Genomic DNA, 13230 nt, shown 5'->3' on the forward strand with positions numbered 1-13230 from the left:
ACCGGCCCGCATGTGATGGCGTACGTCACAGAGCGTTACTTCTCACATGATCCACCACGGGTATCCATCTTGGTCACGGGCCGTTCACGCCATGGTCGTCGGCAGGTGCGTGGGAGGTTTCACAGCACTGGTGGGACAGCGATACTGCTGCGCATGACGACCGACACCGAGGACCCCACCGACACCGAGGACCCCACCGACAGCGGGGACCCCACTGACAGCGGGGAGCCGACCGACACCGGGGAGCCGACTCTCACGATCGACGAGCTCGCCGCCCGGGCCGGTGTCACGGTGCGCACGGTCCGTTTCTACGGCACGCGGGGCCTGCTGCCGCCGCCGGTGATCGGTCCACGCCGTGTGGGGCACTACGGGCGGGAGCATCTGGCCCGGCTGGCGCTCATCGAGGAGTTGCAGCTTCAGGGCATGACGCTGGCGGCCATCGAGCGCTATCTGCGGCAGCTGCCGCCGGACCTGAGCGCACGGGACCTCGCGATCCACCGGGCGGTCGTGGCGTCCTGGGCGCCGGACATCGTGGAGACGGTGACGCGGGAGGAGCTCGAGCGGCGGGCGGGCAGGCCGCTGGGCGACGACGCCGTCGAGCGGCTGGTCGCCATGGACGTGGTGCGGCACCGGAACGGCACGTACGACGTCGACCTCGGCCTGCTCCGGCTGGGCGTACGGCTCCTGGACGTACCGATCTCCCAGGAGGCGATCCTCGCGGCGCGCAAGGTCCTCATCGAACACTCGCGCGCCGCGGCCCATGAGCTCTCCCAGCTCTTCCGCGGTGAGGTGTCGGAGCGTGACGCGCGGGACGTGCGGTCCCTGTCGGCACATATGCACCCCTTGGTGGTGCAGGCGCTCCTGACGACCTTCCAGCGGTCGCTGAAGGAGGAACTGGGCGAGTGGCTCACCCAGTCAGGAACGGGCTGAGTCGCTGAACCGCTCCCCCTTCTCGGCCTTCTCCACCAGCAGCGCGGGCGGCGTGAACCGCTCGCCGTAGCGTTCGGCGAGTTCACGCGCGCGTGCCACGAATCCGGGCAGGCCCGCACCTCCCCCGGCGCCGCCGTCGTAGCCGTTGATGTACTGGAGCACGCCGCCCGTCCAGCCGGGGAAGCCGATGCCGAAGAGGGAGCCGATGTTGGCGTCGGCGACAGAGGTCAGCACGCCCTCCTCCAGGAGCCGGACGGTGTCCAGCGCCTCGGAGAACAGCATGCGTTCCTGCATGTCCCGCAAGGGGATCTGGTGGCCGGGCTCGGTGAAGTGCTCGCGCAGTCCCGGCCACAGGCCGGTGCGCCTGCCGTCCTCGTCGTAGTCGTAGAAGCCGGCGCCGCCGCTGCGGCCGGTGCGGCCGAACTCGTCGACCATGCGGTCGATGACGGCCTCGGCGGGGTGCGGGGTCCAGGTGCCGCCCGCCTCCTCCACGGCCCGCTTCGTTTCGTTGCGGATCTTGCGCGGCAGGGTCAGGGTCAGCTCGTCCATCAGGGAGAGCACCTTGGCCGGGTAGCCCGCCTGGGCGGCCGCCTGTTCGACGGACGCGGGCTCGATGCCCTCGCCGACCATGGCGACGCCCTCGTTGATGAAGTGCCCGATGACCCGGGAGGTGAAGAACCCGCGCGAGTCGTTGACGACGATCGGCGTCTTCTTGATCTGCCGGACCAGGTCGAAGGCGCGGGCCAGGGCCTCGTCACCCGTCCGCTTCCCCTTGATGATCTCGACGAGCGGCATCTTGTCGACCGGCGAGAAGAAGTGCAGCCCGATGAAGTCGGCCTGCCGCTCGACGCCCTCGGCGAGCGTGCTGATGGGGAGGGTGGAGGTGTTGGAGCACAGCAGGGCGTCGGGGGCGACGACGTTCTGGATCTCCTGGAACACCTTGTGCTTGAGGGAGGTGTCCTCGAAGACGGCCTCGATGACCGCGTCGCAGCCCGCCAGGTCCTGCACCTCGGCGGTGGGGGTGATCCGCGCGAGCAGCGCGTCCGCCTTCTCCTGGGTCGTACGGCCCTTGGCGACGGCCTTGGCGCACAGCTTCTCGGAGTGGCCCTTGCCCCTGACCGCGGCCTCCAGGGAGACGTCCTTCAGGACGACGTCGATGCCCGCGCGGGCGCACGCGTAGGCGATGCCGGCGCCCATCATGCCGGCGCCGAGGACGGCCACCTTGCGGACCTGGCGCGGTTCGATGCCCTGGGGGCGGTTGGCGCCGGAGTTGACGGCCTGGAGGTCGAAGAAGAAGGCCTGGATCATGTTCTTCGACGTCTGCCCGGCGGCCAGCTCCACGAAGTAGCGGGCCTCGATGACCTGGGCGGTCTCGAAGTCGACCTGGGAGCCTTCGACGGCGGCGGCGAGGATGTTGCGCGGGGCCGGGTAGGGCGCGCCGCCCGTCTGCTTGCGCAGGGTGGCCGGGAAGGCGGGCAGGTTGGCCGCGAACTTCGGGTGGGACGGCGTGCCGCCGGGGATCTTGTAGCCGGGCCTGTCCCAGGGCTGCTGCGACTCGGGGTGGGCGTCGATGAAGGCGCGGGCCTTGGCGATCAGCTCCTCCTGGCTCTCGGCCACGTCGTGGATGAGGCCGTTCTCCAGGGCGCGCCAGGGGCTGTACTGGGTGCCCTGGAGCAGGACCTTGAGGAGGGCGTCGGCGATGCCGAGGAGGCGTACGGTACGGACGACGCCGCCTCCGCCGGGCAGCAGGCCGAGGGTGACCTCGGGGCAGCCGATCTTGGCGCCGGGAGCGTCGAGGGCGACGCGGTGGTGGCAGGCGAGGGCGATCTCGTAACCGCCGCCCAGGGCCGCGCCGTTGATCGCGGCGACGACCGGCTTGCCCAGGGTCTCGATGCGGCGCAGGTTGCGCTTGATCGCCATGCCGCCGTCGAACAGTTCCTGTGCGGTCTCCGGGGTGACCCGGATCAGGTCGCGCAGGTCGCCGCCGGCGAAGAAGGTCTTCTTGGCGGAGGTGACGATCACGCCCCGGATGATGTCCTTCTCGGCCTCCAGGCGGTCGGTGATCGCGGCGAGCGAGTCGCGGAACGCCTGGTTCATGGTGTTCGCGGACTGGTTCGGGTCGTCGAGGACGAGGGTGACGACGCCGGTGTCGTCCTGTTCCCAGCGGATGGTGGTGCTCTCGGTCATGGGGTCTCCGTAGAAAGAGGTCTCGTGGTTCCGCCGGGGTCAGACGCGTTCGACGATGGTCGCGATGCCCATGCCGCCGCCCACGCACAGCGTGGCGAGGCCGTAGCGCTTGTCCTGGCGCTCCAGTTCGTCGACGAGCGTGCCGAGGAGCATCGCGCCGGTCGCGCCGAGCGGGTGGCCCAGCGCGATCGCGCCGCCGTTGACGTTGACCTTGTCCAGCGACAGGCCCATGTCCTTGACGAAGCGGAGCACGACCGCCGCGAACGCCTCGTTGATCTCGACGAGGTCGATGTCGTCGATGGTCAGGCCGGCCCGGGCGAGCGCCTTGCGGGTGGCGGGCGCGGGCCCGGTGAGCATGATGGTGGGCTCGGAGCCGGACACGGCGGCGGAGACGATCCGCGCGCGCGGGGTGAGCCCGTAGCGCTCGCCGACCTCCTTGGTGCCGATCGCGACGAGCGCGGCGCCGTCCACGATGCCGGAGGAGTTGCCCGCGTGGTGGACGTGGTCGATCTTCTCGACCCAGTGGTACTGCTGGAGCGCCACCGCGTCGAAGCCGCCGAGTTCGCCGATGTCCGCGAAGGACGGCTTGAGCTTCGCGAGGGAGTCGGCGGTGGTGCCGGGCCGCATGTGCTCGTCGTGGTCGAGGACGACGAGACCGTTGCGATCCTTCACCGGCACGACCGACTTCTCGAAGCGGCCCTCCTTCCAGGCGGTGGCCGCCCGCTCCTGCGACAGGGCGCCGTACTCGTCGACGTCCCGCCGGGTGAAGCCCTCGATGGTGGCGATCAGGTCGGCGCCGATGCCCTGCGGCACGAAGTTGACGGCCAGGTTCGTCATCGGGTCGTTGAACCAGGCACCGCCGTCGGACGCCATCGGCACCCGGGACATCGACTCGACACCGCCCGCCAGGACCAGGTCCTCCCAGCCCGAACGGACCTTCGCCGCGGCCAGGTTGACGGCCTCCAGGCCCGAGGCACAGAAGCGGTTCTCCTGCACGCCCGCCACCGTGTCGGGCAGCCCGGCGGCCAGGGCGGCGATCCGGGCGATGTCGGAGCCCTGGTCGCCGACCGGGCTGACGACCCCCAGCACGATGTCGTCGACGGCGGCCGGGTCCAGGCCCGGGAAGCGGGCGCGGATCTCGTGGATGAGTCCGACGACCAGGTCGATGGGCTTGGTGCCGTGCAGGGCGCCGTTCGCCTTGCCGCGTCCGCGCGGGGTGCGGATCGCGTCGTACACGTACGCTTCGGTGCTCACGAGGAGGCCTTTCACTGAGGGTTTCCGGGCGAGGGGCACTGGGAGTCGCGGGATGACAGGAGGAGCCGGGGTATGTCCCAGTCGCGGGCCACGTCCTTGGTGTCGGCGCCCGGCTGCGCGGGTCCGGTGCGGACCGTCGTGGGGGTCGCCGAAAAGCGGGGGGCCGGGGCGGGCTGGGTGATGCCGCCGTGGTCGGTGAAGGTGCCGCGGGCGGCGAGGTGCGGGTGGTGCGGGGCCTCTCCCAGGGTCAGCACGGGCGCCACGCACGCGTCGGAGCCCTCGAAGACGGCCGTCCACTCCTCGCGCGTACGGGTCTTGAAGCGGGCCGCGACTTGCGCGCGCAGTTCGTCCCATCGGGCGATGTCGTTGCGGGCCGCGGTCTGGTCCTCGATGCCGAGCAGGCCGAGGAACTCGTCGTAGAACGGCTGCTCCAGGGCGCCGACGGCCATGTACTTCCCGTCGGCCGTCTCGTACGTGCCGTAGTAGGGGCAGCCGCCGTCGAGGAGGTTGGCGGCGCGCCGGTCCTGCCAGCCGCCGGCGGCGAGCATGCCGTGGATCATCGCGGCGAGGTGGGAGGCGCCGTCGACGATGGCGGCGTCGACGACCTGGCCGGTGCCGGTCGCACGCGCGTGGTGGAGGGCGGCGAGGACGCCGACGACGAGGTAGAGGGAGCCGCCCGCGTAGTCGCCGACGAGGTTGGCCGGGGGCGGGGGCGGCTCGTCCGGTCGGCCGATCATGCCGAGGGTGCCGGTGAGGGCGATGTACGCGATGTCGTGCCCAGCGCGGTGCGCGAGCGGCCCTTGCTGGCCCCAGCCGGTCATACGGCCGTAGACGAGCCGCGGGTTGCGGGCGTGGCAGGGCTCCGGGCCGACGCCGAGGCGCTCGGCGACACCGGGGCGGTAGCCCTCGATGAGGATGTCGGCGCGTTCGGCGAGGTCCAGGACGCGCGCGGGGCCGTCCGGGGCCTTCAGGTCGACGATCACCGAGCGCTTGTTGCGGTTGGTGACGTCGTACGCCGGGTCGATCGCGAGCCCGGCACCGCCGGGCCGGTCGACGCGGACGACATCGGCGCCGAGGTCGGCGAGGAGCATCGCGGCGAACGGGCCCGGCCCGATGCCGGCCAGCTCGACCACGCGCACGCCGCTGAGCGGGCCGTGTCCTGGCGTCCTTGCCGTTGCCATCCAGCCCCCAGCGCTGTGACACAACTGATGTAACACCGGTGATGCTAGGAACGCGTTCCACTCACCACAAGACCCTGGGCGAGCAAGCGCTTAGCTCATTATGCGAGGGCACGGGGGTCAGTGCCCGTCCAGCTCCGCCGTCAGCCGCTTGGGCGCGATGGCGCGGTAGCTCTCCTCCACCCAGTCGCACAGCAGCTCCGCGGCCGGGGCGCCCTTCTCCTCCAGGGGGATGCTCACCCAGCCGGACCTGCCAAGGCCGTACCCAGCGGGCTCGGCGCCGGGACAGGTCAGGGCGTGCGCGTGGCTCGTCTCGTCCTTGAGCTTCACCGTCACCCCCAGGGGGTAGCTGCCGTCGTCGACGCCGAGGAAGACGAACACCTTCTTGTTGACCTTCGCGACGGACTCGCCCCAGGGGAAATCCTCCACGGCGCCGGGCAGCCCCAGGGCGAACTCGCGCACTTTCTCCCACTTCTTCAGGGCATGTGCGGGCACCGCCATGGCGTTCCTCCGGGCTCGTCGTCGGGCTCCGTCCCCCTCACGCTAGCCTCAGCCACCGACAGCGGCGCGGGCTGCACGACCGAGGGGTGTCATGAGCAGGCTGAACAGGACGGACCGTCCGTACGACATCGTGCTCTTCGGAGCCACGGGTTTCGTCGGGACGCTCACGGCGGAGTACCTCGCCGCGCACGCGCCCGAGGGGCTGCGCTGGGCGATCGCGGGCCGCAGCACGCGGAAACTGGAGCGGCTGCGGGAACGGCTGCCCGGGGGCGCCGAGGTCGGTGTGCTGCGGGCGGACGTGTCCGATCCGGCCTCACTGCGCGAACTCGCCGAGCAGGCGCGCGTGGTGGCCACGACGGTGGGCCCGTACGTGACGTACGGCGAGGAGCTCGTCGCCGCCTGCGCGGACACCGGTACGGACTACCTGGACCTCACGGGTGAGCCCGAGTTCGTGGACCTGGTGTACGTCCGGCACGACGCACGCGCGCGTGAGACCGGTGCGCGACTGGTGCACGCCTGCGGTTTCGACTCGATCCCCCACGACCTGGGCGTGTACTTCACCGTCCAGCAGCTGCCGGAGGGGGTGCCGCTGACCGTGGACGGCTTCGTGACCGCCGACGGGATGTTCTCCGGCGGGACCTTCGCCTCGGCCCTCAACCAGTTCGCGCGGCACCGCCAGATGCGGGCGGCCGCCCGGGACCGGCGGCGCCACGAGCCGCGGCTGGTGGGCCGCAGGGCGGCCACGCCGACCGGCGCGCCGCGCTTCGCGAAGGAGGTGGGCGCCTGGGCGCTGCCGCTGCCCACCATCGACCCGCAGATCGTGCGGCGCTCGGCGCAGGCCCTGGAGCGGTACGGGCCCGACTTCCACTACCGGAACTACGCGGCCGTCCGGCACCTGCCCGTCGCGGTGGGCGGTGTCGCGGCCGTGGGCACGCTGGTCGCGGCGGCCCAACTGCCGCCCGCGCGGCGCTGGCTGTCCGGCCGGATCAAGCCCGGGGAGGGCCCGAGCCCCGAGAAGCGGGCGAAGAGCTGGTTCTCGCTCCGTTTCGTCGGCGAGGGCGGCGGCCGGCGCGTGTGCACGGAGGTCGCGGGCGGCGACCCCGGATACGACGAGACGGCGAAGATGTTCGCCGAGTCGGCCCTGTCCCTCGCCCTCGACGACCTCCCGCCGACGGCGGGGCAGGTCACGACGGCGGTGGCGATGGGCGACGCGCTGATCGGCCGGCTGCGCGCGGCGGGGATCCGCTTCCGGGTGGCCGCGACCCGCTGAGCGGTCACACGGTCCTGCCGGTTCCGCTTACAGCGGCCACTCGGCGAGGGTGTAGATCATCCCGGCGATCCAGCCGAGCCCCGCCAGCACGGCGAGGATCAGCCCGACGGTCACAGCACGCTCGACGGGCTGGCTGGGGTGGGCAGCGGGCTTGGGGGCGCGGTGCGTTGTCATGCGCCCCAGCCTGCCGACCGGGGTGACGGCCCGGCATCCGTACACGTACTCAGAGCCGGTACTCAGATCGTGCCGCCCGGTACCTCCCCGACCGCCCGGCCGCCGGCTCCTCCGGTTGAGACTTTCCCGACCCTTGGGCTCGGCCCTCTGTGGCGACAGCGCGAAAGTGCCAACAAGCAGTTCAATGAAACCATTGAAGGCATGAAGTTCCTTCTCGAAGTGACCATGGACGACGCGGCGTTGGCGAAGGACCCTGCGGGCGAACTGGGCCGGATCCTGAGGTACTGGGGCGGCAATCTCCGCCATTACGCGCTGCGGCCCGGTGACGGCTCGGCCGTCTACGACTCGGAGTACCGAGAAGTGGGCCGCTGGCACATCGTCGAGCAACCCGAGGACGATCAACCCGAGGTGGTTCAGGCCGAGGACGCTCAGGCCGGGTAGGTCGCCTCGCGCAGCGCCCTGCGGCACAGGGCGTCCGCCCTGCGGGTGGTCTCCGGCAGGCGGTAGGCGGGGGTCAGGGCGAGGGTGTGGGCGCAGGCGTTGTCGAGGCTCACGCGGTGACCGACCGAGACGAAGACCGGTTTGACGGCGTCCCGGGTGCGCAGGGCGCGGCCGACCTCCTCGGTGCCGGCGCGCAGCGCGGACGTGCTGCCGCGCGGCGCGTCCGGGTCGTCGTACGTGAACGTGAAGGGGTTCTTGGCGACGCCGATCGTGGGCAGGCCGGTGAGGACGCCGAGGTGGCTGGCGAGACCGAAGCGGCGGGGATGGGCGAGGCCGTAGCCGTCGCAGACGACCAGGCCGGGCGGACAGGGCAGGGCGTCCAGGGCGGCGAGGACGGTGGGGATCTCGCGGAAGGCGAGCAGGCCGGGCACGTACGGGAAGGAGATCCGGCCCACGGCCGTCGCCTGGGCGACGACGTCGAGGGTCGCCGCGTCCAGCACCACCGCCGCGGCCGCGACGACGTCCCGCTCGTCGTCGTACGCCACGTCGACACCGGTCACCCGGCCCGTCCCGGGCGGCGGCCCGGGCTCGTCGAGCACCACGCGTGCGCGCAGTTCGTCCTGGACGGCGCGGGCCTGCTCCTCGGTCGCGGGCCAGCCCGCGGGAATGCGTACGGTCGTCATGGTGACCACGAGCCTACGGCCCGGGGTGGTGCCGCGATCGAGTGCGTACCGGAGCCGGGCCGCGAGGGCGCGGGACGGCTCGGCGAGCGGGACGCGGGCGTCCTGCCGGCGTGCGGACGTGAAGAACCCCCGCGACGGCGGGTGCTCACCGCCGGCGCGGGGGACCGTGCGCAACTCGTGGAGGCAGCAGCAGGCCGGCGTGGACCTGCGGTTCAGCCCTTGCCGCCCAGCGCCCGCTGCAGCTCGCTCTTGTTCATGTTCGAACGGCCGTGGATGTCGCGGCGCTTGGCCTCCTCGTACAGCTGGTCGTACGTGGGCCCCTGGGAGCCCCCGCCGGACCGCTGGCCGCCGCGCTGGGCGGACGACTTGTCCTGCTTCGAGGTGCGGCTGGCGGTCTTCGACTCGCCGGAGCGGGCGCGTTCCTTGTTCACCGTCCGCGCGGCGATCTCCTTGGCGCGCTCGGTGCCCTCGCCCCGGTCCTGCGCACTTTTCTTGATGTGCTCGTACTGGCGCTCCCTCTTGGAGCTCGAACCGCGTGGCATGTCCGCTCACTTCCTCTCAGTCACAGTGAACGGGTACCCACATTGCCAACAAACAGGGCATAGCGCGCGCTCAGTGCTCCAGGCGTGCCACCCGGCCCTTCTCGCCGGCGGCCCAGCAGCCGAGATCGGGGGCGCGGTCCACGGTGCCGTACGAGCCTGTGTCGACCGTCCGCCAGGAGCGGCCGGCGTCGGACGTCGACAGGATGCGGAACTTCCCGTCCCCCGGGTCGCTCATCGCCAGGCCGTGGCGGGTCTCTCGTGTGCTCGTGCGTCGCGTGCTCCCCAAGCACCTCATGGCGGGTGAAGTCGGCCCACCGCCCCGGTGTCATCCAGATGGCCGCGAGCGGTGTACGGGCGTTCCGGGGGCGTCGCAAGTGCCCTGCGGGGCAGCGAGGAGAGGCATGCCACTGTTGTGCATGAACGCGGTGACAGAGGTCACTCGCACTTCGTGTGCACGGATTGGCTGATTCCGTCGTCTCTTCCAGTGCCCGGCCCGAACCGCCCGGAAGTCCGTCCAGCCGTCACGAGGGAGCAAGGCGTTGTCCACCGTCATCGAGCAGCCCGTTGAGGCCCGCCTCGTCGCCGCCGCGCCGCGTATGCCGAGCATTCCCGCGACGCTCCACTACGACCGGCGCGATCCGTTCGCCGTCCGCATGACCTTCCCGGCCCCGGCCACCCTGGAGGGCGTGGAGGTCTGCTGGACCTTCGCCCGTGAGCTGCTCGCCGCGGGGCTGCGCGGGCCGGAGGGCCACGGCGACGTGCGGGTGCGGCCGTACGGGTACGACCGCACCGTCCTGGAGTTCCACGCCCCCGAGGGCACCGCCGTCGTGCACGTCCGCTCGGGCGACGTGCGCCGGTTCCTGGAGGCCACCAGCGAGCTCGTGCCGGTGGGTCTGGAGCATCTGCAGCTCGACCTGGACCACGATCTGGCCGAGCTGATGCGCGACGCCTGCTGACGACTGCGCCCGAGCAGGGTGCCGGGCTCGCCGTGGTCGAGGCCGCACACCGGCGCCTCGTACGCTCCCGCGCCCAGCGGCTCCCCTGCGGCGCGGCGGATCAGGGCGTGCGCGGCCCGGGCGATGCCCGGACCGGCGGCGCACCGGGACCGGCCCGCACGTTCAGCGGCCTTTTCACCCCCCTCGGCGAGCTCCCTCACGGTCCCCGGGTCGACGGACGGTGGCAGGAAGGGGCGGCGGCGACGCGCCCGGCCGGCTCGGTGACGCGACACGCGCGGCCCGTCACCGCGTCGTGCGAAGAGTCCTCGACGTGCAACCGGCCGCGCCCGTGGCGAGCACCGCGCGCACGGTGCCGGCGACGCCCTCCGAAGGCTCGGCGTACCCGCTCTCGCGGTCCGCGCCGACGGGCGCGCGGACCTCGTCGGCGATCCGCGCGACGGCGGCCGGGGCCCGCCGGCGCTCCGGCCGGTCGCCGTCCGCCCCTCCCCCAGGTCCGTCCGTCACTCCCCGGACGCCAGCGTGGGCGCCGTCACCGCCGCGCTGACCGCCGTGCGCACCTCGCGCAGGACCTGCCGCAGAACGGGTGTCGCCGCGCCGCTGTGGTCGGCGAGTTCCGCCAGGCGCTCCTTGTGGGCGGCGCGGTCCTTGACGCACAGCAACGTGCGCAGGTCCGCCGCGGCGGCGAGGGCGACGACCGTCGCGTCCCGCTCGGAGACGTCCTCGACCGGAAGGGGCCCCGCGAGCACGAGCCGCGCCTCCTCGCGCAGCGCCGCCACGACACCGACGCGCTCCAGCACGTGCTCCACGGACGGGAACACCCCGAGGACCCGCCTCTTCTCCGCGCGCAGATACCCCTCGGCCACCAGCTGCTCCCGCACGACGTCGAGGGTGACCTGCGCCCGCAGCGTCACCCAGCTGCGCCAGCGGTGCGGCCGGGATTCGCGGACCAGGTCCAGCAGTCCGTCGAGGCCCGCGTCCCCCGTACGGGAGTCCAGGTCGACCGGCGTGGCGATGCCGTCCTCGTCGACGAGCAGCCCGCGCTGGGCCAGTTCGGTGAGCGCGCCGGCGCGTACCAGGTGGTGAAGGTGGGCGGCGCGCGTGACCTCCAGCTTCTCGGTGTCCCAGGCCAGCAGGTACAGGCGGGCCGGCAGCGAGAGCGAGCCGTTGGGCACGGGGGCCTCCTCGAGGCGGTGAGGAAAGGGATCACGGTAATGCGTTGACAGCCCCCAGGTCCCCTCCTACGGTGTACAGCGGTCCTGTTGCCGTCGATTGGAGAAGGACGTTGCTCGTCTGAGGTCCTGAGACACCGCGTCACACCCGTCGGGTGTGGGCGTCGCGTGCGACCTCGGCGTTCGAGCCGTCCTTGCGGAGCAGGGCTTTTCTCATGCCCGGCCTGTCCAGGGTTCCCTCCCGGCTGTTGGTCGTCGCCTCCCCCGGTGTCTCGATACGCGCTTGCCCCTGACCGCATCAAGCAACCGCGAGGCCCGCATGCCACTTTCCATCAGCTGTACGTCCCTCTCCTTCACCTGGCCCGACGGCACCCCTGTCTTCGAGGACCTCGACGTCGCCTTCGGCCCCGGCCGGACCGGGCTCGTCGGCGTCAACGGGTCGGGGAAGTCCACCCTGTTGAAGCTCATCGCCGGAGAGCTCGCCCCGGTCGACGGCACCGTCCACGTCGCCGGCGAGGTCGGCTACCTCCCGCAGAACGTAACGCTCGACACCGCCCTCAGGGTCGACGAGGCGCTCGGCATCGCCGCACAGCGGGCCGCGCTGCACGCCATCGAGGCGGGCGACGTGGCCGAGGAGCACTTCGAGACCGTCGGCGACGACTGGGACGTCGAGGAGCGCGCCCTGGCCACCCTTGGCGAACTCGGCCTGGGGCACGTCGAGTTGGACCGCACCATCGGCGAGGTATCCGGCGGCGAGTCCGTGCTGCTGCGGCTGGCCGCGCTGCTGCTGCGCCGCCCGGACGTCCTGCTGCTCGACGAGCCCACCAACAACCTCGACCTGTACGCGCGGCGGCGGCTGTACGCGGCCGTCGAGTCCTGGCCGGGCGTGCTGGTCGTGGTCAGCCACGACCGGGAACTCCTGGAACGGGTCGACCAGATCGCCGACCTGCGCTCCGGGGAGATCACCTGGTACGGCGGGAACTACTCGGCCTACGAGGAGGCCCTCGCCGTGGAGCAGGAGGCGGCCGAGCGCATGGTGCGCGTCGCCGAGGCCGACCTGCGCAAGCAGAAACGCGAACTGGCCGACGCACAGGTCAAGTTGGCCCGCCGCAAGCGGTACGGGCAGAAGATGTGGGACAACAAGCGCGAGCCCAAGGTCGTCGTGGGCGAGCGCAAGCGCCAGGCCCAGGTCGCCGCCGGCAAGCACCGCATCATGCACGAGGAGAAGCTCGCCGAGGCCAGGGAGCGGTTCGACGAGGCGGTGGAGGCCGTGCGGGACGACGACGAGATCCGCGTCGAGCTGCCGTACACGGCCGTACCGGCGGGCCGCACCGTCCTCACCCTCCGGGACCTGCGCCTGGCGTACGGCGCACGCGTCGAGGGCGGTTTCGACCTGCACGGCCCCGAACGCATCGCGCTGATCGGACGCAACGGCGCGGGCAAGACGACGCTGCTGCGCACGATCGCCGGGGAGCTGGAGCCGGTGTCGGGCGAGGCGACGGCGCACGTGCCGCTGCGGTTCCTGCCGCAGCGCCTCGACGTCCTCGACGGCGAGCTCAGCGTCGCCGAGAACGTGGCCCACTTCGCGCCGGGCGCCACCAACAACCGGATCCGGGCCCGGCTCGCCCGCTTCCTGTTCCGGGGCGCCCGCGCCGACCAGCAGGCGGCGACGCTGTCCGGCGGCGAACGTTTCCGGGCGACGCTGGCCGCGCTGATGCTGGCGGAGCCGGCGCCGCAGCTGCTGATGCTGGACGAGCCGACGAACAACCTCGACATGGCGAGCGTCCGGCAGCTCACCACGGCGCTGGAGTCCTACGAGGGGGCGCTGGTCGTGGCCAGCCACGACCTGCCGTTCCTGGAGTCGGTCGGCATCACGCGGTGGCTGCTGCTGGAGGGAGAACTGAAGGAAATCACGCCAGAGGCTGTCGGGTTTCCCGCCTAGCGT

Annotated in this window: 14 protein-coding genes and 1 pseudogene; 5 read left to right on the forward strand and 10 right to left on the reverse strand. The window is 72.1% G+C overall.

The window, feature by feature from the left end; translation table 11 throughout:
• The first annotated feature begins 153 nt into the window (after nucleotides 1–153).
• Entirely contained in the window at nucleotides 154–930 is a 777-nt protein-coding gene (locus ACYVMZ_RS07465; RefSeq protein ID WP_461076822.1) for a MerR family transcriptional regulator, read from the forward strand.
• Here ACYVMZ_RS07465 and ACYVMZ_RS07470 read toward each other — a convergent pair.
• From ACYVMZ_RS07470 to ACYVMZ_RS07485, 4 genes are all read right to left on the reverse strand, one after another.
• The gene (locus tag ACYVMZ_RS07470) at nucleotides 916–3117 is read right to left on the reverse strand and encodes a 3-hydroxyacyl-CoA dehydrogenase NAD-binding domain-containing protein (RefSeq protein WP_461076824.1); all 2202 of its coding nucleotides are present in this window, start codon (nucleotides 3115–3117) and stop codon (nucleotides 916–918) included. The two genes, ACYVMZ_RS07465 and ACYVMZ_RS07470, sit on opposite strands and share 15 nt — an antisense overlap.
• 39 nt (nucleotides 3118–3156) lie before the next feature.
• Nucleotides 3157–4371, reverse strand: coding sequence for an acetyl-CoA C-acetyltransferase (locus ACYVMZ_RS07475; protein ID WP_461076826.1), 1215 nt, complete (start codon nucleotides 4369–4371; stop codon nucleotides 3157–3159).
• 11 nt (nucleotides 4372–4382) lie between these two features.
• Nucleotides 4383–5552, reverse strand: coding sequence for a CaiB/BaiF CoA transferase family protein (locus tag ACYVMZ_RS07480; RefSeq protein WP_461076828.1), 1170 nt, complete (start codon nucleotides 5550–5552; stop codon nucleotides 4383–4385).
• 117 nt (nucleotides 5553–5669) lie between these two features.
• Nucleotides 5670–6050 carry an MmcQ/YjbR family DNA-binding protein gene (locus tag ACYVMZ_RS07485; protein WP_461076830.1) on the reverse strand — a complete coding sequence of 127 codons (381 nt, stop codon included), beginning with the start codon at nucleotides 6048–6050 and terminating at the stop codon, nucleotides 5670–5672.
• 91 nt (nucleotides 6051–6141) lie between these two features.
• On the opposite strand from ACYVMZ_RS07485, the gene ACYVMZ_RS07490 reads away from it, so the two are divergent.
• A complete protein-coding gene (locus ACYVMZ_RS07490) occupies nucleotides 6142–7320 on the forward strand; it encodes a saccharopine dehydrogenase family protein (RefSeq protein ID WP_461076832.1) in 1179 nt (392 codons plus the stop codon).
• 27 nt (nucleotides 7321–7347) lie between these two features.
• Here ACYVMZ_RS07490 and mmpA read toward each other — a convergent pair whose 3' ends face one another.
• The gene (mmpA, locus tag ACYVMZ_RS07495) at nucleotides 7348–7494 is read right to left on the reverse strand and encodes a morphogenic membrane protein MmpA (RefSeq protein WP_461076834.1); all 147 of its coding nucleotides are present in this window, start codon (nucleotides 7492–7494) and stop codon (nucleotides 7348–7350) included.
• Nucleotides 7495–7695: 201 nt separating this feature from the next.
• Between mmpA and ACYVMZ_RS07500 the strand changes: the two genes are divergently transcribed.
• A complete protein-coding gene (locus tag ACYVMZ_RS07500; protein WP_461076836.1) occupies nucleotides 7696–7935 on the forward strand; it encodes a hypothetical protein in 240 nt (79 codons plus the stop codon).
• On the opposite strand, the gene ACYVMZ_RS07505 is transcribed toward ACYVMZ_RS07500, so the two are convergent.
• The 3 genes and pseudogenes from ACYVMZ_RS07505 to ACYVMZ_RS07515 all read right to left on the reverse strand — a co-directional run.
• Complete coding sequence (locus ACYVMZ_RS07505; RefSeq protein ID WP_461077111.1) at nucleotides 7923–8618, reverse strand: endonuclease V; 696 nt, start codon at nucleotides 8616–8618, stop codon at nucleotides 7923–7925. The two genes, ACYVMZ_RS07500 and ACYVMZ_RS07505, sit on opposite strands and share 13 nt — an antisense overlap.
• Before the next feature lie 212 nt (nucleotides 8619–8830).
• Nucleotides 8831–9160, reverse strand: coding sequence for a plasmid stabilization protein (locus ACYVMZ_RS07510; protein WP_461076838.1), 330 nt, complete (start codon nucleotides 9158–9160; stop codon nucleotides 8831–8833).
• 70 nt (nucleotides 9161–9230) lie between these two features.
• Nucleotides 9231–9356, reverse strand: a pseudogene (locus ACYVMZ_RS07515) (oxidoreductase); the annotation flags it as partial.
• A gap of 343 nt (nucleotides 9357–9699) precedes the next feature.
• Between ACYVMZ_RS07515 and ssgD the strand changes: the two are divergent.
• A complete protein-coding gene (gene ssgD, locus ACYVMZ_RS07520; RefSeq protein WP_461076840.1) occupies nucleotides 9700–10116 on the forward strand; it encodes a spore wall synthesis regulator SsgD in 417 nt (138 codons plus the stop codon).
• 282 nt (nucleotides 10117–10398) lie between these two features.
• Here the strand turns inward: ssgD and ACYVMZ_RS07525 are convergent, their stop codons facing one another.
• Both ACYVMZ_RS07525 and ACYVMZ_RS07530 read right to left on the reverse strand, forming a co-directional pair.
• Nucleotides 10399–10620, reverse strand: coding sequence for an isocitrate lyase/phosphoenolpyruvate mutase family protein (locus ACYVMZ_RS07525; RefSeq protein WP_461076842.1), 222 nt, complete (start codon nucleotides 10618–10620; stop codon nucleotides 10399–10401).
• Nucleotides 10617–11288 (reverse strand): GOLPH3/VPS74 family protein, encoded by a 672-nt coding sequence (locus tag ACYVMZ_RS07530; protein WP_461076844.1) that lies wholly within the window; start codon nucleotides 11286–11288, stop codon nucleotides 10617–10619. Before ACYVMZ_RS07530 ends, ACYVMZ_RS07525 begins: the two co-directional genes overlap by 4 nt.
• Before the next feature lie 316 nt (nucleotides 11289–11604).
• On the opposite strand from ACYVMZ_RS07530, the gene ACYVMZ_RS07535 reads away from it, so the two are divergent.
• Nucleotides 11605–13227: an ABC-F family ATP-binding cassette domain-containing protein gene (locus ACYVMZ_RS07535; protein ID WP_461076846.1), complete on the forward strand. Its 1623-nt coding sequence runs from the start codon at nucleotides 11605–11607 to the stop codon at nucleotides 13225–13227.
• Nucleotides 13228–13230 lie beyond the last annotated feature (3 nt).

It is taken from the genome of Streptomyces deserti (assembly GCF_054782695.1).

Coding starts and splice junctions, on each gene's coding strand:
- ACYVMZ_RS07465 (WP_461076822.1), top strand. CDS start 154: ATGACGACCGACACCGAGGACCCCACCGACACCGAGGACCCCACCGAC.
- ACYVMZ_RS07470 (WP_461076824.1), bottom strand. CDS start 3,117: ATGACCGAGAGCACCACCATCCGCTGGGAACAGGACGACACCGGCGTC.
- ACYVMZ_RS07480 (WP_461076828.1), bottom strand. CDS start 5,552: ATGGCAACGGCAAGGACGCCAGGACACGGCCCGCTCAGCGGCGTGCGC.
- ACYVMZ_RS07485 (WP_461076830.1), bottom strand. CDS start 6,050: ATGGCGGTGCCCGCACATGCCCTGAAGAAGTGGGAGAAAGTGCGCGAG.
- ACYVMZ_RS07490 (WP_461076832.1), top strand. CDS start 6,142: ATGAGCAGGCTGAACAGGACGGACCGTCCGTACGACATCGTGCTCTTC.
- mmpA (WP_461076834.1), bottom strand. CDS start 7,494: ATGACAACGCACCGCGCCCCCAAGCCCGCTGCCCACCCCAGCCAGCCC.
- ACYVMZ_RS07500 (WP_461076836.1), top strand. CDS start 7,696: ATGAAGTTCCTTCTCGAAGTGACCATGGACGACGCGGCGTTGGCGAAG.
- ACYVMZ_RS07505 (WP_461077111.1), bottom strand. CDS start 8,618: ATGACGACCGTACGCATTCCCGCGGGCTGGCCCGCGACCGAGGAGCAG.
- ACYVMZ_RS07510 (WP_461076838.1), bottom strand. CDS start 9,160: ATGCCACGCGGTTCGAGCTCCAAGAGGGAGCGCCAGTACGAGCACATC.
- ACYVMZ_RS07535 (WP_461076846.1), top strand. CDS start 11,605: ATGCCACTTTCCATCAGCTGTACGTCCCTCTCCTTCACCTGGCCCGAC.